Origin of the sequence: Necropsobacter rosorum (assembly GCF_964241405.1) — a bacterium.
Classification (GTDB): Bacteria; Pseudomonadota; Gammaproteobacteria; order Enterobacterales; family Pasteurellaceae; genus Necropsobacter; species Necropsobacter rosorum.
Genome location: NZ_CAXSXF010000001.1, coordinates 17842 through 43667, shown reverse-complemented (window position 1 = coordinate 43667; position 25826 = coordinate 17842). Strand labels below are relative to the sequence as shown.

The 25826-nt window shown below is 49.8% G+C and carries 21 protein-coding genes; 15 read left to right on the top strand and 6 right to left on the bottom strand.

The window, feature by feature from the left end; translation table 11 throughout:
* The first annotated feature begins 14 nt into the window (after positions 1 to 14).
* The 3 genes from ACESOH_RS00210 to adk all read left to right on the top strand — a co-directional run bounded on the left by ACESOH_RS00210 (position 15) and on the right by adk (position 3260).
* The gene (locus ACESOH_RS00210) at positions 15 to 1283 is read left to right on the top strand and encodes an AmpG family muropeptide MFS transporter (protein ID WP_373098898.1); all 1269 of its coding nucleotides are present in this window, start codon (positions 15 to 17) and stop codon (positions 1281 to 1283) included.
* 175 nt (positions 1284 to 1458) lie between these two features.
* Complete coding sequence (locus tag ACESOH_RS00205; RefSeq protein ID WP_373098897.1) at positions 1459 to 2448, top strand: bile acid:sodium symporter family protein; 990 nt, start codon at positions 1459 to 1461, stop codon at positions 2446 to 2448.
* Between the two features lie 167 nt (positions 2449 to 2615).
* The gene (gene adk / locus ACESOH_RS00200) at positions 2616 to 3260 is read left to right on the top strand and encodes an adenylate kinase (protein WP_373098896.1); all 645 of its coding nucleotides are present in this window, start codon (positions 2616 to 2618) and stop codon (positions 3258 to 3260) included.
* A gap of 56 nt (positions 3261 to 3316) precedes the next feature.
* Here the strand turns inward: adk and ACESOH_RS00195 are convergent, their stop codons facing one another.
* Entirely contained in the window at positions 3317 to 4135 is an 819-nt protein-coding gene (locus ACESOH_RS00195; RefSeq protein ID WP_373098894.1) for a DNA ligase, read from the bottom strand.
* A 238-nt stretch (positions 4136 to 4373) separates the two neighbouring features.
* Here ACESOH_RS00195 and codB point away from each other — a divergent pair, with 238 nt between their 5' ends.
* Together codB and ACESOH_RS00185 are read left to right on the top strand one after the other, a co-directional pair.
* A complete protein-coding gene (codB, locus tag ACESOH_RS00190) occupies positions 4374 to 5591 on the top strand; it encodes a cytosine permease (RefSeq protein WP_373098893.1) in 1218 nt (405 codons plus the stop codon).
* Positions 5592 to 5600: 9 nt separating this feature from the next.
* A complete protein-coding gene (locus ACESOH_RS00185; protein ID WP_373098891.1) occupies positions 5601 to 6863 on the top strand; it encodes a cytosine deaminase in 1263 nt (420 codons plus the stop codon).
* Between the two features lie 66 nt (positions 6864 to 6929).
* Here the strand turns inward: ACESOH_RS00185 and ACESOH_RS00180 are convergent, their stop codons facing one another.
* Genes ACESOH_RS00180 through panD form a run of 3 tightly spaced genes read right to left on the bottom strand, consistent with a single transcriptional unit; the run spans position 6930 to position 9235 of the window.
* On the bottom strand, positions 6930 to 7910 hold the full coding sequence (locus tag ACESOH_RS00180; protein ID WP_373098889.1) for a bile acid:sodium symporter family protein: 981 nt from the start codon (positions 7908 to 7910) through the stop codon (positions 6930 to 6932).
* 6 nt (positions 7911 to 7916) lie between these two features.
* Entirely contained in the window at positions 7917 to 8777 is an 861-nt protein-coding gene (panC, locus tag ACESOH_RS00175) for a pantoate--beta-alanine ligase (RefSeq protein ID WP_373098888.1), read from the bottom strand.
* A 53-nt stretch (positions 8778 to 8830) separates the two neighbouring features.
* A complete protein-coding gene (panD, locus tag ACESOH_RS00170; protein WP_032091899.1) occupies positions 8831 to 9235 on the bottom strand; it encodes an aspartate 1-decarboxylase in 405 nt (134 codons plus the stop codon).
* A gap of 231 nt (positions 9236 to 9466) precedes the next feature.
* Between panD and ACESOH_RS00165 the strand changes: the two genes are divergently transcribed.
* The 7 genes from ACESOH_RS00165 (at position 9467) to cysI (ending at position 19472) form a co-directional block, all read left to right on the top strand.
* Positions 9467 to 10615: a 5-methyltetrahydropteroyltriglutamate--homocysteine S-methyltransferase gene (locus tag ACESOH_RS00165; RefSeq protein ID WP_032091900.1), complete on the top strand. Its 1149-nt coding sequence runs from the start codon at positions 9467 to 9469 to the stop codon at positions 10613 to 10615.
* A 458-nt stretch (positions 10616 to 11073) separates the two neighbouring features.
* Positions 11074 to 12507, top strand: a complete 1434-nt coding sequence (gene cysG / locus ACESOH_RS00160; RefSeq protein WP_373098886.1) for a siroheme synthase CysG — start codon at positions 11074 to 11076, stop codon at positions 12505 to 12507.
* 21 nt (positions 12508 to 12528) lie between these two features.
* Positions 12529 to 13263: a phosphoadenylyl-sulfate reductase gene (locus tag ACESOH_RS00155; protein WP_373098884.1), complete on the top strand. Its 735-nt coding sequence runs from the start codon at positions 12529 to 12531 to the stop codon at positions 13261 to 13263.
* A 110-nt stretch (positions 13264 to 13373) separates the two neighbouring features.
* Positions 13374 to 14300, top strand: a complete 927-nt coding sequence (gene cysD / locus ACESOH_RS00150) for a sulfate adenylyltransferase subunit CysD (protein WP_032091903.1) — start codon at positions 13374 to 13376, stop codon at positions 14298 to 14300.
* Positions 14301 to 14416: 116 nt separating this feature from the next.
* On the top strand, positions 14417 to 15709 hold the full coding sequence (locus ACESOH_RS00145) for a sulfate adenylyltransferase subunit 1 (protein ID WP_373098883.1): 1293 nt from the start codon (positions 14417 to 14419) through the stop codon (positions 15707 to 15709).
* Between the two features lie 125 nt (positions 15710 to 15834).
* Positions 15835 to 17634, top strand: coding sequence for an assimilatory sulfite reductase (NADPH) flavoprotein subunit (locus tag ACESOH_RS00140; RefSeq protein ID WP_373099833.1), 1800 nt, complete (start codon positions 15835 to 15837; stop codon positions 17632 to 17634).
* A 68-nt stretch (positions 17635 to 17702) separates the two neighbouring features.
* Positions 17703 to 19472 carry an assimilatory sulfite reductase (NADPH) hemoprotein subunit gene (gene cysI / locus ACESOH_RS00135; RefSeq protein WP_373098881.1) on the top strand — a complete coding sequence of 590 codons (1770 nt, stop codon included), beginning with the start codon at positions 17703 to 17705 and terminating at the stop codon, positions 19470 to 19472.
* A gap of 55 nt (positions 19473 to 19527) precedes the next feature.
* Here cysI and ACESOH_RS00130 read toward each other — a convergent pair whose 3' ends face one another.
* Together ACESOH_RS00130 and nagE are read right to left on the bottom strand one after the other, a co-directional pair.
* Positions 19528 to 20616 (bottom strand): ElyC/SanA/YdcF family protein, encoded by a 1089-nt coding sequence (locus ACESOH_RS00130; protein ID WP_373098879.1) that lies wholly within the window; start codon positions 20614 to 20616, stop codon positions 19528 to 19530.
* A gap of 60 nt (positions 20617 to 20676) precedes the next feature.
* Positions 20677 to 22134, bottom strand: coding sequence for an N-acetylglucosamine-specific PTS transporter subunit IIBC (nagE, locus tag ACESOH_RS00125; protein WP_373098877.1), 1458 nt, complete (start codon positions 22132 to 22134; stop codon positions 20677 to 20679).
* Between the two features lie 271 nt (positions 22135 to 22405).
* On the opposite strand from nagE, the gene nagB reads away from it, so the two are divergent.
* The 3 genes from nagB to ACESOH_RS00110 all read left to right on the top strand — a co-directional run bounded on the left by nagB (position 22406) and on the right by ACESOH_RS00110 (position 25720).
* On the top strand, positions 22406 to 23209 hold the full coding sequence (gene nagB / locus ACESOH_RS00120; protein ID WP_373098876.1) for a glucosamine-6-phosphate deaminase: 804 nt from the start codon (positions 22406 to 22408) through the stop codon (positions 23207 to 23209).
* 27 nt (positions 23210 to 23236) lie between these two features.
* Entirely contained in the window at positions 23237 to 24376 is a 1140-nt protein-coding gene (gene nagA / locus ACESOH_RS00115) for an N-acetylglucosamine-6-phosphate deacetylase (protein ID WP_373098874.1), read from the top strand.
* A 120-nt stretch (positions 24377 to 24496) separates the two neighbouring features.
* The gene (locus ACESOH_RS00110; RefSeq protein WP_373098872.1) at positions 24497 to 25720 is read left to right on the top strand and encodes an ROK family protein; all 1224 of its coding nucleotides are present in this window, start codon (positions 24497 to 24499) and stop codon (positions 25718 to 25720) included.
* Positions 25721 to 25826: the final 106 nt, after the last annotated feature.

Genomic DNA, 25826 nt, shown 5'->3' with positions numbered 1-25826 from the left:
CCGCACTTTTTAATATGACATCGACAACACCGGGCTTACTTTCCCAGATTTTCAGCCGTAACATGCTGATCTGTATTTTTACCGGTTTCAGTTCCGGCCTGCCGTTATATATTATTATTTCCCTATTGCCGATTTGGCTGCGTGCCGAGCGCATTGATCTGGCGACGCTCGGTTATTTTACGTTGGTTACCTTGCCGTTTTCGTGGAAATTTCTCTGGGCGCCGCTGCTCGACCGTTATATTCCGCCGTTTTTAGGTCGCCGCCGCGGCTGGATGCTGATTTCACAGTTATTGTTAATTCTTTTTCTGGCGCTGTTCGGCTTTCTTGATCCGCACAGCCGCTTCGGTCTGACCCTGATTGCGGCGGTCGCGGTGCTGTGTGCGTTTTTTTCCGCCAGTCAGGATATCGTACTGGATGCGTATCGGCGGGAAATTCTGCCCGATAATGAACTGGGATTAGGCAATTCCATTCACGTCAACGCTTATCGGGTCGCAGGCTTAGTGCCGGGATCGCTGTCACTGATTCTGGCCGATCATTTTAACTGGCAAACGGTGTTTATGATCACCGCGCTGTTTATGCTGCCCGGCATTTTTATGACGCTGTTCTTAAGCCGGGAACCGAAAATTGCGCTCAAAACCGACCGCACTTTAAAAGACAATGTGGTTGAGCCGTTTAGAGAATTTTTCGGTCGTAAAGGCATCGCCTCCGCCGTGGGCATTCTGGCGTTTATTTTTCTGTATAAACTGGGCGACAGTATGGCGACCGCGCTGATTTCGCCGTTTTATCTGGATATGGGATTCAGTATGACGCAAATCGGGCTGGTGGTGAAAAATGCGTCTTTGTGGCCCATGATTATCGCCGGTATCGCAGGCGGAATCATTATGCTGAAAATCGGCATTAACCGCGCTTTATGGCTGTTCGGCCTGGTGCAGATTATCACCATTCTCGGTTTTGCCTGGCTGGCGAAACTGGGGCCTTTCGACAATGTGGATCGTTTTGCGCTATTGGCATTGACGCTGGTGGTGGCGGCGGAATATATCGGTATCGGTCTGGGAACTTCGGCATTCGTGGCCTTTATGGCGCGGGAAACCAACCCGCTCTATACCGCCACCCAATTGGCGCTGTTTACCAGCTTATCCGCTCTGCCGCGCGCCACGCTGAATACGCAGGCCGGCGTGTTGATCGATTATTTAGGCTATTACGACTATTTCTGGCTCTGTTTCTGGTTGGCGGTGCCCGGCATGTTGTGCTTAATTTGGGTCGCGCCCTGGCATGCCGAATAAAGCCTGGCGTTTTTAGGGCAAGCCGCATAATTTAAGCGGCGCAATCGTTAAACTGATATTGACTTTACCCCTGCTTTCAGTAAGTATTAGTGATAAATTCACCGTCAGTTGTCAGCTTGTCGGCGGTAATTGAGCGTGTTATTTACTGATTTTTATACTACACAGGGAAGCAATGATGTCGTTTATGATCCAATTAAGCCGTTTACTGGCAAGATTTACCGCGCTGTTTATTATTCTGTTGGCGGCCATCACCTTTTATCAGCCGGAATTATTCACTTGGGTAAAAGGCGATGCGCAAATTGTGGTGTTAAGCCTTATTATGCTGTCTATGGGTATGACCTTAGGCAAACAGGATTACAAAATTCTGGCGCAGCGTCCGTTCGATATTTTTATCGGTACCGTCGCGCAATATACGGTGATGCCTTTTCTGGCGATTTTTATTGCCGACAGTTTTGATCTTTCTCCCGCACTGACCTTAGGGCTGGTGTTAGTCGGTTCCTGTCCGGGCGGCGTCGCCTCCAATATTATGACTTTTTTATGCAAGGGTGATGTGGCGTTTTCCGTCGGGATGACCACGGTTTCGACCATCTTAGCGCCGGTAATGACGCCGTTGTTACTGAATTATTTGCTGGGCCAGCATGTGGAAATGAACGGCTGGGCAATGTTTACCTTTATGCTGCAGGTAACGGTGCTGCCGGTGGTGGTGGGTTCCGTTTTGAATATGACGCTGCACCGGAAAACATGGTTCCGGAATATCCGCGAGCTGATGCCCGGCGTTGCGGTGATTAATTTCGCCTTTATTGTCGGCGGCGTGGTAGCGTTGTACGGCGATTATTTTCTGCAATCCGGGATAATCATTTTATTGTGTATCGCATTTCACAATCTTATCGGTTATGGATTGGGCTATTTAGCCGGTAAAGTTTTCGGCATGAGTCTGGCGAAAAAGAAAACCATTTCGATTGAAGTCGGCGTGCAGAATGCCGGTCTGGCCACTGGCTTAAGCATGAAATTTTTCCCGGCGGTTCCCGAATCCGCGGTGGTGTGTGCGGTGGCTTGTGTCTGGCATTCCGTTGCCGGCACGGTTTATGCCAACTTTTTATTATGGCTGGATAAATTCAGAAAGAAAACGGCGGAGTCCCCGGCCGCTACTGAGTTAGCTAAGTAGCCTAAACTACGGTAAATAATCGGTTTTTACCGGTAACGAAGCATATTTTGCCGCTGCAACGCGGCGATCGGGTTAAAAGAACGGTAAAATCGTATTTCAGGCTTGAGTTTGTGACTTAAGCAGGGTATCGTATAACCGTTTTTTTGTTTAACGAGGTCAATTTTATAATGAAAATTATTCTGTTAGGCGCGCCGGGAGCGGGAAAAGGCACTCAGGCGCAGTTTATTATGAACAAATTCGGCATTCCGCAAATCTCCACCGGCGATATGCTGCGCGCCGCGATTAAAGCCGGTTCCGAATTGGGCAAACAAGCAAAAACCTTAATGGATGCGGGAAAATTGGTGCCGGACGATTTGATTATCGCATTGGTTAAAGATCGCGTGGCTCAGCCGGATTGTGCCAACGGCTTTTTATTAGACGGTTTTCCGCGCACGATTCCACAAGCCGATGCTCTGAAAAACGCCGGTATCGCCATTGATTATGTACTGGAATTCGATGTGCCGGATGAAGTGATTGTAGAACGTATGAGCGGACGCCGCGTGCACCAGGCTTCCGGCCGCTCTTATCATATTGTGTATAATCCGCCGAAAGTGGCAGGCAAAGATGATATTACCGGTGAGGATTTAATTATTCGCGCCGATGATAAACCGGAAACCGTGTTGGATCGGTTGCAGGTTTACCACAACACCACTCAGCCGTTAGTGGATTATTATCAGGCGGAAGCTAAAGCGGGCAATACGCAGTATTTCCGTTTGGACGGCACGCAGAATGTCGAACAGGTCAGTGCCGAGTTGAATAAAATTCTGGCATAATTCACCGCACTTTTTATACTGACACCGCAGAGCCTTCACTTTGCGGTGTTATTTTTTTACCCCTCTTTTTTTCGCCAGTAGGAGGCAAATTTCGGCAATCCGTTTTTAGTCAGGCCCCGATATTTGTAAGTAATGATCGCACCGATAGGCGGCGGATCAGCCCGTTCCTGTAGGCTGAAGCCTGATCCGATGCGGAATTCGCCACGTTGATTTTTACAGCTCAGCGCCCCCAGCATACCGGCGAATTGCCCCTTGCCTTGGTGATGCGCCGTCACTTCGCATTCCTCGTCAAGTGCGGTCTTTAATTTCAGAATTTGGGTACTGCGCTTATTTTCATAGGGCGCCTGAGGATTACGTAGAACAATGCCTTCGCCCTTTAGTTCCTCAATTCGGCGCAGAAAATCCTGTACTTGTTGCGTATTTTGCACCGGAATTTGTTCGATAATCCGGATATAGGGCGTGGGATGACGGGCTAAATAGTCTTCTAATACCGCTAAACGCTGAAATAAATCCCCTTCTGCGTCGGGTACATCAAAGACATACAATTTCATCGTCTCCCAGCCCTTGTCTTTTTGCGAACGTACGATAGACGAAATCCGCTCAAACTGATCCCGTTGCGTAAACAGCTCGCCGTCAATGGCGAAGGGCGGAAAATCTTTAATAAAATAACTCGGCGGGGTCAGTATTTTATTCTGCCGGGTAAACAGCCTGCGCCCATCCCAATATCCCCTTACGCCGTCCAGCTTCTCGCTCATCACCCAACCTTGCACGTTCTGATTGGTATAAGTCCCCAATAACATTAAATCAGGCGGTTCGGCCTTTAAGGGATAAGCGGTTAACAACGCGAAAAACACAGAGACAATAATGCGCAGCATAATCTTTCCTTATTTCATACATGTTATGTTATAAGCTATAACCGGTACGAAATAAGGTGAAGTGATTTCCCTTGTTTTTGCGATCCGGATCGAGAATTTGGAAAAACGATAGGACGTTATGCCATCAATGAGTGTTCTGAAAAGTGCGGTCATTTTTTTATTTTTATGCGCAATCGTTTGCTTTCTGCCTCTGGATTATTATAATGCAGCGATTTTTTTGTTTTTTTAAGGAATAATAATGAGCTTAGATAATTTTAGTCTGAAACCGGTTCCTCAGGAACAGCGTAAAGGCATTGTCGCGTTGACTTTCGTAATGCTGGGATTAACGTTTTTTTCCGCCAGCATGTGGACGGGAGGAACTTTGGGATCGTCCCTAACCTATAATGATTTTTGGACAGCGGTAATTATCGGTAATCTGATGTTAGGGATTTATACTTCCTGTTTGGGATATATCGGTGCTAAGACTGGGCTTACGACGCATATTCTGGCACGCTATTCTTTCGGAGTGAAAGGTTCTTGGTTGCCATCATTACTATTAGGCGGTACACAGGTGGGATGGTTTGGCGTCGGTGTGGCTATGTTCGCCATTCCGGTCAATAAAGTAACGGGCATTGATGTCAACTGGCTAATTTTAGGTTCGGGCGCATTGATGACCGTTACAGTATTTTTTGGTATTTCCGCTCTGGCAGCACTTTCTGCTGTGGCAGTTCCGTCCATTGCTCTGTTAGGATCTTATTCTGTCTATCTGGCCGTGACGGAGGTCGGTGGGTTGGACGTACTGCGTAATCTGATTCCTGAACAGCAGATTTCCTTGTCTATGGCAATTACATTAGTTGTTGGATCGTTTATCAGTGCCGGTTCGTTAACTGCGGATTTTGTGCGTTTCGGACGTGTGGCGAAGCAAGCGATAGCTATCAGTATGATTGCTTTCTTTCTGGGGAATACATTGATGTTTTTGTTCGGTGCAGCCGGTGCAGCGGTAAAAGGTTTATCGGATATTTCTGATGTGATGATGGCGCAAGGGTTAATTTTACCGGCAATTTTGGTATTAGGTTTAAATATTTGGACGACCAACGATAACGCCTTATATGCCTCTGGTTTAGGCTTTGCCAATATTACCGGGTTGAGCAGCCGAATTTGGTCGGTGGCGAACGGTATTATTGGAACATTATGTGCACTATGGCTGTACAATCATTTTGTTGACTGGTTGACTTTTCTGTCTTCTGCGATCCCACCAGTGGGCGGGGTAATCATTGCGGATTATTTATTACGCCGCAACGCTTATGCGAATTTTGAGCAGGCGAAGTTCGTTACGATTAATTGGGCGGCGTTACTTGCTGTTGCGATTGGTATCGTTTGTGGTAAATTCTTGCCGGGCATTATTCCGTTTAATGCTGTGCTTGGCGGCGCATTATCTTATGTCGTACTGAATCCGTTAATTGGTAAATTGAAGTAAGGTGCATTTATGTTAATCAATAATATTCGTTTGCCGAACCGAGAAGGGCTCTGGCAAATTTTAATCAAAGACGGCAAATTTGCTGCAATTGATAAGTATCAGCCTCAATCGTTATTTTCCGGTGAATGTATTGACGGACAGGGAGGAATGGCCTATCCGCCTTTTGTTGAACCGCATATTCATTTGGATGCGACACAAACTGCAGGACAGCCGAATTGGAATCAGTCAGGGACGTTATTTGAAGGTATTGAACGTTGGGCGGAACGCAAATCAATGTTGAGTCATGAAGATGTGAAAGCGCGTGCCTGGAAGACGTTAAAATGGCAGATAGCCAACGGTATTCAATATGTACGCACGCATGTGGACGTTTCTGATCCGAATTTAACCGCACTGAAAGCGATGTTGGAAGTTAAAAAAGAAGTCGCGCCTTGGGTGGAATTACAACTCGTTGCTTTTCCACAAGAAGGTATTTTATCTTATCCGAATGGCGAACGGTTATTAGAACAAGCGATCGCGATGGGTGCGGATGTAGTCGGTGGTATCCCGCATTTTGAATTTACTCGGGAATATGGCGTACAATCTCTGCATATTGCTTTTGATATTGCCCGTAAATATGATAAGAAACTTGATATTCATTGTGATGAAATTGATGATGAGCAGTCCCGTTTTGTGGAAACTGTCGCTGCATTGGCATTGAAATATGAAATGGGAGATAAAGTGACTGCCAGTCATACGACGGCAATGCATTCTTATAACGGCGCTTATGCCTCTCGTTTATTTCGGTTGCTGAAAATGTCCGGCATTCATTTTGTAGCGAATCCTTTGGTGAATATTCATTTACAAGGGCGTTTCGATACCTATCCTAAACGGCGTGGTATTACACGAGTGAAAGAAATGCTGAATAATCAGATTAATGTATGTTTCGGTCATGATGATGTGTTTGATCCCTGGTACCCATTGGGAACTGCGAATATGCTACAAGTGCTGCATATGGGATTGCATGTTTGTCAGTTAATGGGATATGGACAGATTAACGATGGTTTAAAGTTAGTCACTGAAAACGGTGCTAAAGCCTTAGGACTAACGGATTATGGTATTGTTGAAGGAAACAGCGCCAATTTGATTATTTTGGCCGCGGAGAGCGGGTTTGATGCAGTAAGACGCCAGGCGGCAACACGCTATTCCATCCGTCAGGGTAAAATCATTGCACAAACCGAACCGGCGACAACTCACATTTATCTGAATGAAATGGAAATGGTCAGTTATCGTTAGACTGTTTTATACTGGAAAGCAGTGACGGGATATCATTTATGCCCTCCGTTTTGGAGGGCATAAGTTTTAATCGGCAGCAGCTTGTTTGTAATGCGATGTAATATTTTCCGGCGCTTCCGCCATATAATAACGGCGGATGCCGGCGAAAACCGCGCCGGACATATTGTGCCAGACGCTGAAAACGGCGCCGGGCAGGGTGGCTAGCGGGTTGGCGGCGAAGTTAATGGCGGCTAAAGCCACGGCTAATCCGCTGTTTTGCATACCGACTTCTATTGCCAGCGAAGTGGTTTTGGCGTAATTCAAACCTAACCATTTTCCGACTACAAGCCCTAGGCCGAGGCCGACGAGATTATGCAGACAGACCACTGCCAAGGTCAGTAATCCGCTGCTGATCAGTTTATCGCGGTTAACGGCGATGATAGCGGCGATAATCATCACGATGGCGATCATTGAAATTAACGGGCTGACCGGGCGAATCCGTTCCACTTGATGACGGAACAGATATTGCACGGCGATCCCCAATAAAACCGGCAGCAGTACGATTTTGGTGACGGATATCATCATTGCCGAAATATCCACTTCGATCCAGGTGCCCATTAAGCCATAAATCAGCAGCGGGGTGACAAAGGGAGCGAGTAAGGTGGATACGGTGGTCATGCCGACGGATAAGGCGACATCGCCTTTCGCGATATAAGCAATCACATTACTGGCGGTGCCGCCCGGGCAGCAGCCGACCAGAATCACCCCGACGGCAATATCCGGCGGCAGCCGGAACAGAGAACAGATTGCCCAGGCGGCGAACGGCATAATCGTATATTGTGCCAGCGTGCCGAGCAGAATGTCTTTGGGACGGGCAAGCACCACGGCAAAATCCTGCGGACGGATATTCAGTCCCATACCGAACATCGCCACGCCGAGAAAAATCGCTGTGTATTGCACGCCCCAGGCAAAATAATCCGGCAGCATAAAGGCGACGGCGGATAAGGCTAAAATGATCAGCGTAATGTATTTGGATAATAACTCATTGATAAATTGTAAATATTTCATTATGTTTTATCCTTTTTGTGCCGGGCGATAGGTGAAATTATCAATTAACCGAGTCTTGCCGATATAAACCGCCATTGCGATCAGCACCGGTTTGTCAAAGCTGTCCACCGGCTGCATGGTGTCGGCGTCCACGGCGGAAACATAGTCGATTTTAGCCCGCACTTCGCTGTCCAGTATCCGTTTCATCACCGCCAGCACTTCGGCGCAGTCAACCTTTCCCGCCGCCTGCTCCAGCACATGCCGGGCGCCTTCAATGGCGCGGTATAATACCGTCGCCGCTTGTCGCTCGGCGGCGGATAAATAGGTATTGCGCGAAGATTTTGCCAATCCGTCGGCTTCGCGTACAATCGGCACGCCGCAAATTGCAACGGGGATGTTTAAATCGTTGACCATTTTGCGGATAATCGCCAGTTGCTGCGCGTCTTTTTCGCCGAAATAGGCGCGATCGGGCGTGACGATATTAAACAGTTTGGTGACCACCGTACAAACGCCTTTAAAATGAATCGGTCTGGTTTGTCCGCACAAGGTTTGTGATAACTCCGTGATATCCACATAGGCTTTGGGTTGGCAATACATTTCCTCTGCGCTCGGATGAAAAATCAGGTCAACCCCTTGTTCGCGGCATAATGCCGTATCCCGTTCCAGATCGCGCGGATAGGCGGCCAAATCTTCCGTCGGCCCGAATTGGGTCGGATTGACAAAAACGGATACCACCACTTTGTCGTTATGGTCACGCGCCTGCCGAATCAAGGCGGCGTGTCCTTCATGCAAAAAGCCCATGGTCGGTACAAAACCGATGCTTAACCCCGCCTGTTGCCAGGCTTTCACTTGGGCGCGTACTTCCTGTATCGTGTGTGCGATGTTCATGTTGCTCTCTTTATTGGCTGATTAATGATTTGCTCTGTAAAATCACCGCACTTTTATGCGGTTTGCTCATGGGGTGCGGCAAGTAAGCCGTGTTTTTCATAATTGCTGATCTGACTGATTTGATTGTTGTCATCGACAAATACCACCCGCGGCCGATGGGCGTTCAGCTCTGCGGCGTCGTACTGGGCATAACTCATGATAATGATTTTATCGCCGCAACTGACACAGCGCGCCGCCGCACCGTTCAGGCAAATTACGCCGCTGCCCGGCTCTCCGGCGATGGTATAGGTTTCAAAACGCTGGCCGTTATCCACATCGGCGATATACACTTTTTCGTATTCCAAGATGCCGGCGGCCGCCAGTAATTGCGCATCCACGGTAATGCTGCCGACATAATTCAGTTCGGCTTGGGTGACCGTCGCGCGATGAATTTTTCCTTTTAACATGGTGATCATCATGTCGAAATTCCTTTTTTCTGTTAATTAAATGTAATATGTTGTATTTGCCATTGCGGCCGAAGGAGTGTAGCACAAATAAAATGCGCTTCGCCACCCTGTCGCGACGCCGGGCGGACGGGGGAAGCGGTGCGTTAAAAATCGGCAAAGGACATGTCGCCGCACTGTCTTTATGCGAAAACTCTGCTAAAATGAACCGCACTTTTTTATCAAAACACACAACAGGAAAGTAAAATGAGCAAATTATTCCCTAACGCACATCAACGCAGCAAAGCCCCGTACCGTTTCGATATCGTGGGCAGTTTTTTACGTCCGCAGGCGCTGAAACAGGCGCGTCAGCAATGCAGCTGCGGCGATATTTCCTGCGCGGATTTAAGCGCGCTGGAAGATCAGGAAATTGAAAAACTGGTTGCCCGTCAAAAAGCGGTCGGGCTGCACGCGGTGACCGACGGCGAGTTTCGCCGCACTTTCTGGCATCTGGATTTCTTAGCCGCGCTGGACGGTGTGCAGGAAGTGGAAGCGGAGAAATTTTCCGTGCAGTTCAAACATCACAGCGTACGTCCGAAAACCTTAAAAATCGTGGATAAAATCGGCTTTTCGGATAATCATCCGTTTTTACAGCATTACCGTTCGTTGCAGGCGATTGCCGGCGATTATCCGGTGAAATTTACCGTGCCGTCGCCGTCAATGCTGCATTTAATCTGTACCGTGCGCGAAACCGATTACCAGCCGATCGCCCGTTATGCGGGCAATAATCAATTATTGCTGGACGATATTGCCGATGCGTATAAAAGTGCGGTGCAAAAATTTTACGCCTTAGGCTGCCGCAATCTGCAACTGGACGATACCAGCTGGGGAGAATTATGTTCGCAAGAAAAACGGGCGGCTTATGCGGCGCGCGGGTTTGATTTGGCGCAATTGGCGAAAGATTATGTGTATATGGTCAATCGCGCCATTGCCGATCGCCCGGCGGATATGACCGTCACCATGCACATCTGCCGCGGTAATTTCCGCTCCACTTGGTTCTCCTCCGGCGGTTATGAACCGGTGGCGCAGGAATTGTTCGGCAACTGCAAGGTGGACGGCTTTTTCCTCGAATACGACAGCGATCGCGCCGGCGATTTTAAACCGCTGCGTTTCATTCGCGATCAGCAAGTGGTGCTGGGATTGGTGACTTCAAAAGACGGCGAACTGGAAGACAAAGACAGCATCATTGAACGTATTCGCGAAGCCGCGCAATATGTGGATATCAATCAGCTGTGCTTAAGCCCGCAGTGCGGTTTCGCCTCGACGGAAGAAGGCAATATTCTGACCGAAGAACAGCAGTGGAACAAACTGAATTTCATTCGCGAAATCGCAGAAGAAGTGTGGGGACGGGGATAAACCGAAACCGATTGATGGGGCGGACGGGTGTCCGCCTTTTTTATGCCCGAATAAAAACTCCTGCAAAAAGCACCGCACTTTTCCAACCCGACCGCACGGATTGGTTATTCTTTTTGGTTATGGTCGCCCGTCCGTTTCGCGGCCGGTTATTTCACTTTGTTATATAAAATGCTTTTTTGTTATTTTTCCTCCCTGTGGATTTGATTTATAACTTACACCACTTGAGACAAGCGCATTGCGCCTGTGGTGGAGTGAGATTGCACGGGGAAGAAGTTAAAACATTGCATCGTATTTCAGCGTTTTTCCGTGTGGCGGCGTGATAACCTTGAACCGGTTGTTCGACTCTCTCCATCCGTAAACGCCTCATTTTTCAATCGATTTATCATTATCTGCGTTCGGCATAACGCATTGCCGCAACGTTTTTTAATCGCCGCATCAGGCTGCTAAGAGGAGTGATTATGCATTATTTTCCCGTATTTGCGGATTTAACTGAGCGGCCGGTACTGGTGATCGGGGGCGGCGAAATTGCCGCGCGTAAGATCAAACTGTTATTAAAAGCTAACGCCCAAGTGCGGGTGGTGGCGCAACAGTTAAACCCGGAGATCGCCGAACTTTATGCACGCAACCGGATTATCTGGCTGGCGCAGGAATTTCATGCCGAACAAGTGCGGTCGGTTTTTCTGGTGATTGCCGCAACCGACGACGAACAGCTTAACCGGCGTGTATTTTTAGTCGCCGAGCAGCAACAGAAACTGGTCAATGTAGTGGACGATCAGGCGCATTGCAGTTTTATTTTCCCCTCCATTATTGATCGCAGCCCGATTCAGGTGGCGGTTTCCAGCGGTGGCTGTGCGCCGGTGCTGGCGCGGTTGCTGCGGGAAAAGCTGGAAAGTCTGCTGCCGCAGCATTTAGGTGCAATGGCGGCCATTTCCGGCCGCTGGCGCGGCGCGGTAAAACAGAAGCTGGCGACGGTTACCGAACGCCGCCGTTTCTGGGAGCGCTTGTTTAACGGACGTTTTGCCCGGTTATTGAAAAATCATCAGCATGCTGCCGCAGAACAGGAATTGCAACGCCAGCTGACACAGGATTATCGCGGCGGTTCGGTCGCACTGGTCGGCGCCGGGCCCGGCGATGCGGGATTACTGACCTTAAAAGGCTTGCAGGAAATTCAACAGGCGGACATTGTGTTATATGACGCGCTGGTGTCGGATGAGATTCTGGATTTAGTGCGCCGCGATGCGCAACGGATTTTTGTCGGCAAACGCGCCGGCGGTCATTCGGTTGCGCAGGATGAAACCAATCGCCTGCTGGTGGAATATGCCCAGCGGGGCAAACGGGTAGTACGCCTGAAAGGCGGCGATCCGTTCGTGTTCGGCCGCGGCGGGGAAGAGCTGGAAATTCTGGCGGATAAACAGATTCCGTTTTCCGTGGTGCCGGGCATTACATCAGCCATCGGCGCGACAGCTTATGCGGGCATTCCGCTGACCCATCGCGATTACGCGCAAAGTGCGGTTTTCGTTACCGGCCATCGTAAGGCACAGGCGGACGATAGCGCCGAGTGGCAAAGTCTCGCCCGCAGTCGGCAGACCTTAGTGATTTATATGGGCGGCATGAAAGCGGCGGAGATTGCCGCCAATCTGATCCGTTTCGGGCGGCGTGCCGATACCCCGGTGGCGGTGATTTCACAGGGCACGCAGCCAAGCCAGAAAACGTTCACCGGCAAACTGACGCAGCTTGCCGAACTGGCCGCACAGGCGCCGACACCGGCGTTAATTGTGGTCGGTGAAGTGGTGGCGCTACAACATAAACTGGCTTGGTTCGGCGAGGCGAAACCGGCTGAAAAACCACCGCACTTTACCTTAGACAGTTTAGCCGTTGAACGTGTCGCCTGAAATGAATGTTGTCCGGAGTGAATGATGATTATTAAACCGAATTTATGGCAGATTCCGCAGCCGAGCGCAGCGGTTTTTGCTCAGACCGAAGAAAAAGCCCGAATTTTGATCGAACGCCTGCAATTGATTGCCGAACGGCACCGGGATGCCCGTTTTGCCAGCAGTCTGGCGGTTGAAGATATGGTGATTACCGATGCCATTGTCAACGCGGCGGTGCCGCTTAGCGTGTTTACGCTGGAAACCGGCCGTTTGAATCCGGAAACGCTGGCGCTGGCGGAGGCGGTGAGCGCGCGTTATCCGAGCCTGGATTTCAGTCTGTTCCGACCGAATCCGGAAAAGGTACGCCAATATGAGCAGGAAAAAGGTCGTAATGCCTTTTATGACAGCGTAGCGCTGCGCCGCGAATGCTGCTTTATCCGTAAAATTGAACCGCTTAACCGCGCATTACAGGGCGCGGATGCTTGGTTGACTGGTCAGCGCCGCGAGCAGTCGGTGACGCGCAGCGAATTGCCGTTTCACGAACAGGACAGCGCGCGCGGCATCGATAAATATAATCCGATTTTCGATTGGAGCGAGGCGGAGGTCTGGGCTTATATTCTCTCTCACCGAATCCCGTATAACGCGCTGTATGAGCAGGGCTATCCGAGTATCGGCTGTGAGCCTTGCACCCGCCCGATAAAACAAGACGAAGATATCCGGGCCGGGCGCTGGTGGTGGGAAAATAAAGACAGCAAGGAATGCGGGCTGCATAAATAAGCGCACGAGTTGAGCGGCATAGTTATGCGGCATTCCGCGCCATGACCGCAAATATCAATGTTATCAAACCGAATCAGAACAATGTTTAGAATGAAAAGGATGCAATCACAATGACAACCCAAACTCAAATTCAGAACGGTCATTTAGACTGGCTTGAAGCCGAATCCATTCATATTATCCGCGAAGTAGTGGCGGAATGTGAGAATCCGGCGCTGCTGTTTTCCGGCGGCAAGGATTCCGTCGTGCTGCTGGCGTTAGCGCGCAAAGCCTTTCAATTGGGCAACCGGGCGGTGCAATTACCGTTTCCTTTGGTGCATATTGACACCGGACACAACTATCCGGAAGTGATTCGCTTTCGTGATGAACAGGTGGCGCGACTGAACGCCCGTTTGGTGGTCGGCCATGTGGAGGATTCCATCGCGCGCGGTACGGTGGTGCTGCGTAAAGCAACCGACAGCCGTAATGCGGCGCAGGCGGTCACGTTACTGGAAACCATTGCCGAAAACGGTTTTGATGCCTTAATGGGCGGTGCGCGGCGTGATGAAGAGAAAGCCCGCGCCAAAGAGCGGATTTTTTCCTTCCGCGACGAATTCGGTCAGTGGGATCCGAAAGCCCAGCGTCCGGAGCTGTGGTCTTTATACAACGCCAAACTGCATAAAGGCGAAAATATGCGGGTATTCCCGATTTCCAACTGGACGGAACTGGATATCTGGCAGTATATCGCCCGCGAAAATCTGGCGTTACCGCCGATTTATTACAGCCACAAGCGCGAAGTGGTGCGGCGCAAAGGTTTATTGGTGCCGGTCACCGCGTTGACGCCGAAAGGGGCGCATGAACACAGCGAGATTCTGGATGTGCGCTTCCGCACGGTCGGCGATATCAGTTGTACCTGCCCGGTGGCCAGTACGGCAAAAACGGCGCTGGACATTATTCAGGAAACGGCGGTGGCCGACATTTCCGAACGCAGCGCCACCCGTCTGGATGATCAGGCCAGCGAAGCGGCGATGGAAAAACGCAAAAAAGAAGGCTATTTCTAAACTTCGCCGAAAATGACCGCACTTTTGTGCGGCCGGCGTTTTCCGCCCCGCGATTTTCAACGCGAGGGTAGGATTTCAGCACTGAAACGAGATGAAAACAATAAAAGGACAGAATAATGACACAACAGCTTACTCCCTTACGCTTTATCACTGCCGGTAGTGTGGATGACGGCAAAAGCACCTTAATCGGCCGCCTGCTGTATGACAGTAAAGCCTTGCTGAGCGACCAGCTTAATGTGCTGAATCAGGCGAAAAACAAAGGCGCTAATGAAGCGATTGATTTTTCCTTATTGACCGACGGATTGGAAGCGGAGCGCGAACAGGGCATTACCATTGATGTGGCGTACCGCTATTTTTCCACCGCAAAACGCAAATTTATTATTGCCGACACGCCGGGACATGAACAATACACCCGCAATATGGTGACCGGCGCATCAACGGCGTCGGCGGCGATTGTTTTGGTGGATGCCTCCCAGCTGGATTTTTCCCGTCAGCCGGTGGAACTGCTGGCACAGACCAAACGGCATTCCGCGGTATTACGTCATTTAAATTGTCCGCACATTATTGTGGCGGTCAATAAAATGGATTTGCTGGATTACAGCGAACAGAAATTCAATGCGATTAAACAGAGCTACACCCATCTGGCGCAGCAGCTGGGGCTGCAACATGTGTACTTTGTGCCGGTTTCCGCCCTGCTGGGGGATAATCTGGTGTATCACAGCGAACATACGCCTTGGTATCAGGGCGAGCCGTTACTGACTATTTTGGAGAATCTGCCGGCGGCGGACGATAGCGATATTCAAAGCGACGATTTTTATTTTCCGGTGCAACTGGTGGTTCGTCAGGATGCGGATAAACAGGATGATTTCCGCGGTTATCAGGGGCGGATTGAAGCCGGTGACGTGCATGTGGGGCAGACCATCCGTATTGAACCCTCCGCCTTAAAAGCCACCGTGGTGGAAATTATTGCGCCGAAGGGCGAGGTAAAAAGTGCCAAACGCGGCGAGGTGATTACATTGCGGCTGGATAAGGATATTGATATTTCCCGCGGCGATGTGTTTGTGGCGGAACATTCGGCGTTAAGACCGAGCAAACGGCTGCATGCCACATTGTGCTGGTTTGATGAGCGGGCGCTGAATCCGGCGCGTAAATATCTGCTGAAACACGGCACGCAAACCGTGTTCGCCCGGGTCAGCGAAGTGGAACAGGTGCTGGATATTCAAACGCTGTCCAATGCCAGCGGCGCGGAACAGATTAACATGAATGATATTGCGCAAGTGCGTTTAAGCCTGCAAAAACCGATTGTGGCGACCACTTACAGCGTCAATGCCGCCGGCGGCGCCTTTATTCTGATTGACGAGGCGACTTATCACACCGTGGCGGCGGGGATGATTTTAGGGCTGGAATAAAACGGCGTAAAAATGCACCGCACTTTCCGGCGTATAACAGGCCGCATAACAGACGGTCGCAAAACCCTATTCGATAAGTGAAATGCGCTTGCCGATAATTACAATTAATCTTAACTGTGGGACAAATCATGACAAACACAACACATCATTTCCCTCTGAATGCCGAAACCGGCGCATTACTGGACGGGCTGGACAGTCTGCAATTAGCCTGGCTTTCCGGCTATTGCTGGGCGAAAGCGAAAGGCGTCGGTTTGCCGGCGGAAGGCGTGCCTGCGCTTGCGACGACTGTTGCTACCGCGGCCGCCCCGCTGGCCGTAACCGTGCTTTCGGTGTCGCAAACCGGTAATGCCAAAGGCGTTGCCGCACAATTGGCGGAGCGCTTACGGCAGGCAAATATTACGGTTAATCTGGTGGCTGCCAAAGACTATAAAGCGAAAAAAATTGCCGATGAGCAGCTGTTATTGCTAATCAGCTCCACGCAGGGCGAGGGCGAACCGCCGGAAGAGGGCGTGGTGTTATATAAACTCTTGCACGGTAAAAAAGCGCCGAAGCTGGACAAACTTGAGTTTGCGGTGTTGGGTCTGGGCGATACCTCCTATCCGAATTTCTGTCAGGCGGGCAAAGATTTTGACCGGCGTTTGGCGGAATTAGGGGCGACACGTTTATTGGATCGCGTCGATGCGGATCTGGATTTTGCCGACACCGCGGCACAATGGATTGAACAAGTGGTGAGCGCGGTCAAACAAAAAGCCGCGGCGCCCGCAGCGGTGAAAAGTGCGGTCGGTTCGGTGCCGGAAATGGCGACGGAGAGCCAATATCATAAAGACAATCCTTATCCCGCCACATTATTGACCAATCAGAAAATCACCGCGCGTCAGGCGGAAAAAGACGTGCGTCACCTTGAATTTGATCTGGCCGACTCCGGACTGACTTATCAGCCCGGTGATGCGCTGGGCGTATGGTTCGATAATGATCCGGCGCTGGTACAGGAAATACTGACCGCGCTGGAGTTAAGCGGCGATGAAAGCGTGCAGGCGGAAGGCAAAACGTTGCCGATTCGCACCGCACTTTTATCGCATTTCGAACTGACGCAGAACACGCCGGTGTTTATGAAAGCCTATGCCGGGCTGGCCGGCAATCAGGCGCTGAACGAATTGGTGACGCAGACGGACAAATTAACCGCGTATGTGCAAAGCACGCCGCCGGTGGATGTGTTGCATGATTTTCCGGCTAAACTGAGCGCCGAACAGTTTATTTCATTGCTGCGTCCGCTGGCGCCGCGTTTGTATTCCATTGCATCCGCCGCGGCGGAAGTGGGCGAAGAAGTGCATTTGAGCGTGGGCGTCGTGCGTTTTGAGCATGCCGGTAAACCCCGCGCGGGCGCAGCATCAAGCTACCTTGCCGAACGGGTGCCGGAAGACGGACAAGTGCGGATCTTTATTGAACGTAACGAGAATTTCCGTTTACCGGAAGACGGTGGTAAGCCGATTATTATGATCGGTTCCGGCACCGGCATTGCGCCGTTCCGTGCCTTTGTGCAGCAGCGCGCGGCGCAGGAGGCCGAAGGGAAAAACTGGCTGATTTTCGGCAATCAGCATTTTACTCAGGATTTCCTGTATCAAACGGAATGGCAGCAGTTTGCCAAAGACGGTTTCTTACATCGTTATGATTTTGCTTGGTCGAGAGATCAGGCGGAAAAAATCTATGTACAGGATAAAATCCGCGAAAAATCCACCGCACTTTGGCAATGGTTACAGGACGGCGCGTATCTCTATGTGTGCGGTGATGCCGCCCGCATGGCGAAAGATGTGGAAACCGCCTTGCTGGATGTGATTGAACAACAGGGCGGATTCAGCCGCGATGAGGCGGAAGACTATTTGACCGAGCTGCGCGAAAACCGGCGCTATCAGCGGGATGTGTATTAAAACCCTTATTTTTCGGGCGAAGGCGGCACTTCGTCCTCTACCAGTATAACAATCGGAGTGAATAACCCATGAGCAAAGACAACCAAACCCCAAAACCGGATTGGCAGAATAAGCCGCTGTCCGACAATGAACGCCTCAAATCGCAGAGTAATTTCCTGCGCGGTACGATTTTAGACGATTTGCAGGATCCGTTAACCGGCGGATTTAGAGGCGATAATTTCCAGTTGATCCGTTTTCACGGCATGTATGAACAGGATGATCGCGATATTCGGGCGGAACGGCTGGAAGAAAAACTGGAGCCGCTGAAATTTATGTTGCTGCGCTGCCGTTTGCCCGGCGGGATTATTCAGCCGTATCAATGGATTGAAATCGACAAGTTTGCCCGCGAGCATACTTATTACCAATCCATTCGTCTGACCAACCGCCAGACTTTCCAGTATCACGGCGTACCGAAAGGGCAGTTGCAGCCGATGCACCGCTTGCTGCACAGTATCGGGCTGGACAGTATCGCCACCGCGGCGGATATGAACCGCAACGTATTGTGTACTTCCAACCCTATCGAATCGGAATTGCACCAACAGGCCTATGAATTTGCTAAGAAAATCTCCGAACACTTACTGCCGCGTTCGCGCGGTTATCTGGATGTGTGGATCGACGGCAAAAAAATTGAAAGTTCCGACGATTTGTTCAAACAGGAAGAAGAGCCGATTTTAGGTAAAACCTTTTTACCGCGCAAGTTTAAAACCGCGGTGGCGATTCCGCCGTTAAACGATGTGGACGTGTACGGCAATGATATGAATTTTATCGCGATTCAGGACGAAAACGGGCAATTGTGCGGCTTTAATGTACTGGTCGGCGGCGGACTTTCCTTTGAACACGGTAACACCAAAACTTATCCGAACATTTCCCTTGAGCTGGGTTATGTGCCGTTGGATAAAACCTTGGCGGCCGCGGAAGCCGTGGTGACCACCCAGCGTGATTTCGGTAACCGCAGCGATCGGAAAAACGCGCGTACCCGTTACACCATTCAGACGATGACGCTGGATGGTTTCCGCGCCGAAGTGGAAAAACGTATGGGAGTAAAATTCGAACCGATTCGGCCGTTTAAATTTACCGAGCGCGGTGATCGTATCGGCTGGGTTCACGGTATCGATAAAAAATGGCACCTGACCTGTTTTATCGAAAGCGGGCGTATTACCGATAAACCGGGCAAACCGCTGATGACCGGTATGCTGGAACTGGCGAAAGTGCATAAAGGCGATTTCCGCATTACCGCCAATCAGAATATTATTATTGCCAATGTGGCGGAAGAGGATAAAGCGCAAATTGAAGCCATCGCCCGACAATACGGTCTGATTCGCCCGGATGTCACCAAACAGCGCGAATATTCCATGTCCTGCGTATCCTTCCCGACCTGTCCGCTGGCGATGGCGGAAGCTGAGCGGGTGCTGCCGGATTTCGTCACCGAGCTGGATAAATTAATGGCGAAACACAACCTGTCCGACGATTACATTATCACCCGTATCACCGGCTGTCCGAACGGCTGCGGTCGGGCGATGTTGTCCGAAGTGGGATTGGTCGGCAAAGCCATCGGCCGCTATAATCTGCATATCGGCGGTGACCGTGAAGGCGTGCGGATTCCGCGGCTGTATCGCGAAAATATCACCCTGCCGGAGATCATCGATGAACTGGACGGCTTAATCGGCCGCTGGGCAACCGAGCGGGAAGAAAACGAAGCCTTCGGCGATTTCGTGATCCGCAGCGGTATCATCAAACCGGTAGTCAATGCCCCGACGGATTTCTGGGATGCCGGATTAATCCCTACTCAAACCGCGTAATAAAACCGCGCAAAAAATAACCGCACTTTTGTGGATAAAAGTGCGGTTTCTTATATTAATCTTGTAAAACACCGCTGTTAAAAGTAGGCAGACCAAGTACTTTTAGACTGTCACGATAAATCCCCAACAAATCTTTCTGACTGACGGTTTGTAGTTCGTCCAGCGGTTTGTCTAATGCCGCAACGGTTCGGATATTCAGATCTTGCGGGCCGCTTTCCCATGTGGCGATTTCAAATAAGGCCTGACCGCGTCGAACATGGCTACCGGAACTGATTAACACCGCATGTTTAATTTTATGCTTCGCAACAGCATAACGGGCGAATAAAGCGTTTTCTACGGTTGATCTGGCATAATCATCAGAATAAATGCGTTCGGTCGGAATGCCTTTATCGATTAACCATTGTTTCATTAATGTTCCTTCCGTTTTATTATTCTGTGGTACGCCGCCTGTAACGATGATTAAGCTATCGGGATTTTGTTTTGCCAGTTCAAGCGTTTTTTCTAACCGCTGAATTAATATCTCATGCATCGAACCGTCCGGATTCAATGCATAACCTAAGGTAATGATGGCGGCATTTGCTCCGAGCGGTTGTTCCAGTTTATCGGTGATCGGTTGATGGGTAATGCGATCGATGGTTTCAAAAACTTTGCTTAGTGTTGAGGCTTTTTCCGGTGATAAGGTTTGCAGCCGCTTAAAATATTTTTCATTTTCAGCACGGTTTTGTTTAAAACGATGCCATGTGGTCAGATAGATATGTGCTTTTATATCATCAGGCGCGATAGAAAGCACTTTCTCATACAGCGGAATCGCTTTATCTACATTACCGTTATAAATATTGGCATTGGCCGCACCGAACAGAAAGTCAACGCGATAAGGCTCAAGTTCATAGGCCTGTAACAACAATTCGGCTATTCGTTCCATATTGCTTGGCAATTTGGCGGTAAATCCCGCATTGGATACTCGAGCAGGCGATTTCTGAATGATTGCGGCTTGCTCCAACAGCTCATCCACAACTTGGCGCTGGGTCAGCAATGTCTGATAATCGCGTTGAGGCTGTAGGGTTTGAATTTCCGTTGCGGTTACTGACGTATTTAATATTAAACAAGACAATGCAACGATTAGAGGTAATTTGAAATCACGCATAACACAGGTTTCCTTAAAATAACAAAGGCGCAGGCCAAGTAACCTGCGCCGGTTTGAGGTTTAATGTTGCTGTTTCATGGCGTCGGCGATCAGTTCGGCTTCCGGGCCTAAAATCACTTGCAAGCCGTGTTCGCCCAGTTTGACGTTGCCTTTGGAGCCTAAGGCGCGCAACTGTGCGTCATCAATTTTGCCCGGATCAACCAGCGTCAGGCGCAGGCGGGTGATACAGGCGTCGATATGGCTGAGGTTGTCCGCGCCGCCTAAGGCCTGAATAAAACCGGCGGCGCGTTCTTTATAAGAGCCATCGGTACGGGCGGCCGGTTGTGCGCTCTGTTCTTCTTCGCGTCCCGGGGTTTTTAAATTCAGGGCATTGATGATGGCGCGGAAGAGGACATAGTAAACCACGGCAAAGATCAAGCCTTGCACAATCAGCATATACCATTGGGTTGCCAGCGGGTTACGCGAGGAAAGTACCATATCCACCAGTCCGGCGCTGAAACCGAAACCGGCAATCCAGTGCATGGTGGCGGCGATAAACACGGAAATCCCGGTCAGCAACGCATGCACCACATAAAGCAGCGGTGCGACAAACATAAACGAGAATTCCAGCGGTTCGGTGATGCCGGTAAAAAATGAAGCCAGTGCGGCGGCCAGCATAATTGAGGCGACCTGTACCTTTTTCGCCGGTTTTGCGCTGTGGTAAATCGCCAGGGCGGCAGCCGGTAAACCGAACATCATAACCGGGAAGAATCCGGCCTGATACATGCCGGTGACGCCCAATACCGCTTTGCCTTCCGCCAGCGATTGTGCGCCGCCGAGGAAATTCGGAATATCATTAATACCGGCCACATCAAACCAGAATACGGAATTTAAGGCGTGGTGCAAGCCGACCGGAATCAGCAGGCGGTTCAAGAATCCGTAAATGCCGGCGCCGACTGCGCCCAGATCTTTGATATATTCGCCGAAACTGACCAATCCGTTGAAAATGGCCGGCCAGAGATAAAGCAGAATAAAGGCGACGACAATCATAACCAGCGAGACGATAATCGGCACTAACCGTTTTCCGCTGAAAAAGGCCAGCGCTTTCGGCAGTTCGACCTGATAGAAGCGGTTGTACAGTTCCGCCGAGATCACGCCGACTAAAATGCCGATAAACTGATTATTGATTTTACCGAATGCGGCGGGCACTTCGTCTGCCGCAATGCCTTCCAATTGCGCAACACTGCCCGGAGACAATAAGGTAGTCAGCACTAAATAACCGACTAAACCGGACAGTGCGGCGGAGCCGTGTTTATCGTTCGACATGCCGAAAGCCACTCCGACTGCGAACAGAATCGCCATATTATCGATGATGGCGGCGCCGGATTTAATTAATAATGCCGCTAACTGGCTGTTGGCGCCCCAGCCGTCGGGATCGATCCAATAACCGATCCCCATTAGTACGGCAGCTGCCGGCAGGGCGGCAACGGGTACCATTAATGCGCGCCCTATTTTTTGTAGATAATTTAATACGCTCATCGCAGATCCTTATTCTGAGTTAGTAGGTTGGAGTGAAAAGGTTGGTAATTCTCGTAAATTTATCGGATTAATGAAGAATTGCTTCATTAATAACCATTATAAGAGGATCATCTGAGTTTGCAACTTGGCGCATCGGTTTTGTGATTGCCGTCACTATTTTATCGAAAGGAGGGAATTGAACTTGGCTTTGGAGGTAATATTAATTTATAATTTGTTTTATGAAATTTTTCTTCATTATTGGGTAATTTATGTTTAACACAGGAGATTTGTTATGCGCTTGATTCCTCTTAAAACATCGGAACATGTCAGTAAATGGGCGGCTCGTCATATTGCTGACCGGATTAATGCGTTTGCGCCGACAGAAACCCGTCCTTTCGTATTGGGATTACCAACCGGCGGCACACCGTTGCAGACCTATAAAGAGCTGATCAAACTTTATCAGGCGGGCGAGGTCAGTTTTAAGCATGTGGTGACTTTTAATATGGATGAATATGTGGGGCTGCCGAAAGCTCATCCCGAAAGCTACCATTCCTTTATGTATAACAACTTTTTTAATCATGTGGACATTCAGGAGAAAAATATCAATATTCTGGATGGTAATACCGAGGATCATGATGCGGAATGCCGCCGTTATGAAGATAAGATCAAATCTTATGGTAAAATTAATCTGTTTATGGGCGGCGTCGGGGTTGACGGGCATATCGCCTTTAACGAACCGGCATCTTCTCTGGCATCGCGTACCCGAATCAAAACCTTAACTCAGGATACGCTGATTGCCAATTCCCGTTTCTTTGACAATGATGTGAATAAAGTGCCGAAATACGCGCTGACGATCGGGGTAGCGACGCTGCTTGATGCCGAAGAGGTTATGCTGCTGGTCACCGGTTATAATAAAGCGTTGGCGCTGCAGGCGGGGGTGGAAGGCAGTGTAAATCATTTCTGGACAATCAGTGCGCTGCAACTGCATCGTCATGCGATTTTTGTCTGCGACGAGCCGGCCACGCAGGAATTAAAAGTGAAAACGGTGAAATATTTTAGTGAACTGGAGGCGAAGGCGATTCACAGCGTATTGTAACCGGTCTGAATTATACGGAGAGAAAAGATGAAATATGCGTTTACCAATGCGGTTATTTATACTGCAAAAGAGGTGCTCTACGGACATGCGGTCGTGGTGGAAAATGATAAAATCGCGACGATTGTGGCGCAGCAGGATTTGCCGGAGGCGATGCAAAAGATCGATTTGCACGGCCACAATCTGACGGCCGGGTTTATCGATTTACAGCTAAATGGCTGCGGCGGAGTGATGTTTAACGAACAGGTTTCGGTGAACACGCTGGAAATTATGCAGGCAACCAACCTGAAATCCGGCACCACGAGTTATCTGCCGACCTTTATCACTTCACCGGATGAAGGAATGAAAACCGCGGTGCAGGTGATGCGCGAATATCTGGCGAAATACCGTAATCAGGCTTTAGGTCTGCACTTGGAAGGCCCGTATATCAGTGTGGAGAAAAAAGGCGTGCATCAGGCCGAATATGTGCGCGCGATAAGCCCGGAAATGAAAGCCTTTTTGCTGGCCAATGCCGATGTGATTACCAAACTGACCTTAGCGCCGGAAAACCCGACGGCGCGCTATATCAAGGATTTTGTACAGCACGGCATTGTGGTCTCGGTGGGACATTCCAATGCCGGTTATGATGAAACGCGCAATGCGATTCATGCCGGCGCGCGTTTTGCCACTCACCTGCATAATGCGATGTCGCCGATCAGCTCAGGGCGTGCCATGGGAGTTGTCGGTGCGGTACTGGACAGCGATATTTACAGCGGCATCATTGTTGACGGTCTGCATGTGAATTTTGCCAATATCCGGCTGGCTAAGAAACTGAAAGGCGATAAATTGTGTATCGTCACCGATGCCACCGCGGCTGCCGGCGCGAATATTGACTCTTTTGTGTTCGTCGGCAAAACGGTTTATGTGCGGGACGGCAAATGTTATGACGCAAACGGCACGTTGGGCGGTTCGGCGGTGACCATGATTGAATCGGTGGAAAATGCGGTGAAATACGTCGGCATTCCGTTAGACGAAACATTACGCATGTGTAATTATTATCCGGCAAAAGCCATCGGTGTGGATGACCGTTTGGGTTCAATTGAAGTGGGCAAGGTTGCAAATCTGACCGTATTTACCCATGATTTCAAAGTGATAGGTACGGCGGTAAACGGCGAGTGGAAACTGAATTAAAATTCACCGCACTTTTATTGATACAAGGCAGCTTCGGTTGCCTTTTTTAGTGCTAGGAATTCTGTAAAATTCATTCTAAAATAATCGGGTTTATTGTTTTTAGCTGTGGGAGAAACTGAAATGCAGGAAAATCATCAGATAGCCAATGTTGACTTCGTAAAACAGATGAATAGTGCGGTCGTCTATAAACTGATTGATCAACAGGGACCGATTTCTCGTATTCAAATCTCCGAGCTTAGCCAGCTTGCGCCGGCAAGCGTCACCAAAATCACCCGCAGCCTGCTCGGGCGCGGATTAATTAAAGAGGTCGAGCAGCAGGAATCCACCGGTGGCAGACGCGCCACATCCATTGTGGCGGAATATAAAGCGTTTCGGGCGATTTTGGTTCGTTTGGAGTGCAAACGCATTACATTTGCGATTATGGATTTATCCACCAAATTGCTGAAAAAAGACATTGTTGACTTGCCCGAATATAGCAATGTGCAGGATATTGAAGCCTTTTTGTGCCGAGAGCTGGAAGCGTTTATTCAGGCCAACCGCAAACGGCAGCGCGAATTTATCGCAATCGGTATCACCGTGCCCGGCTTTGTGGAGGTGAAAACCAATACCATTTTGCATATCCCGCATCTGACGCTCGACGAACCTTGGGCGCTGGCGCAGAATATTGAGCGGCGTTTCGGTCTGATGACCTTTGTCGAGCATGAAGTGCGCAGTCTGGCACTGGCGGAACATTATTTCGGCGTGACCAAAGACTGCTATGATTCGTTACTGCTGCGCATTCATCGCGGCGTCAGCGCGGGCATTGTGATTAACCATGAAGTTTTTTTAGGCTATAAAAATAATGCCGGCGAACTCGGGCATATTCAGGTGGATCCGCTCGGCAAACGCTGTTTTTGCGGCAACGTGGGCTGTCTGGAAACCGTGGTCAGCAACTCGGCCATTGAAGATAAAATGCAGAAACTGCTGGAAGACGGTTACACCAGCAAATGGCTGTCGCTGGAAAGCCACGATATTGACGCCATTTGCAAGGCAAGTAATAAACAAGACGTTGTCGCGACGGAGCTGATCGAACATGTCGGCGTGCAAATCGGGCGGGTATTGGCGATGACGGTCAATATGTTTAATCCTGAAAAAATTGTGATTTCAGGTGAGATTACGCAGGCTAAAAACGTGTTGTTCGCCGCCATTCGCAAAACACTGGAAAGCCATGCGCTGCCGTCGTTTGTGGAAACCACGCCGCTGGTGGCTTCCGAGCTGGAAAATGAAGATGTTATCGGCGCCTTTGCGTTGATTAAACAGGCGCTGCTGGACGGCAGTTTATTACAGCGTTTACTGGCGGAATAAAAGTGCGGTTACTTTTAGATCGATTTGTATAATCTCTATCCGAATAAGCGGGAAATGAAATAATTCTGTAAAAAAAGAGTTGACGACCGCAGCAGATATCCGCATA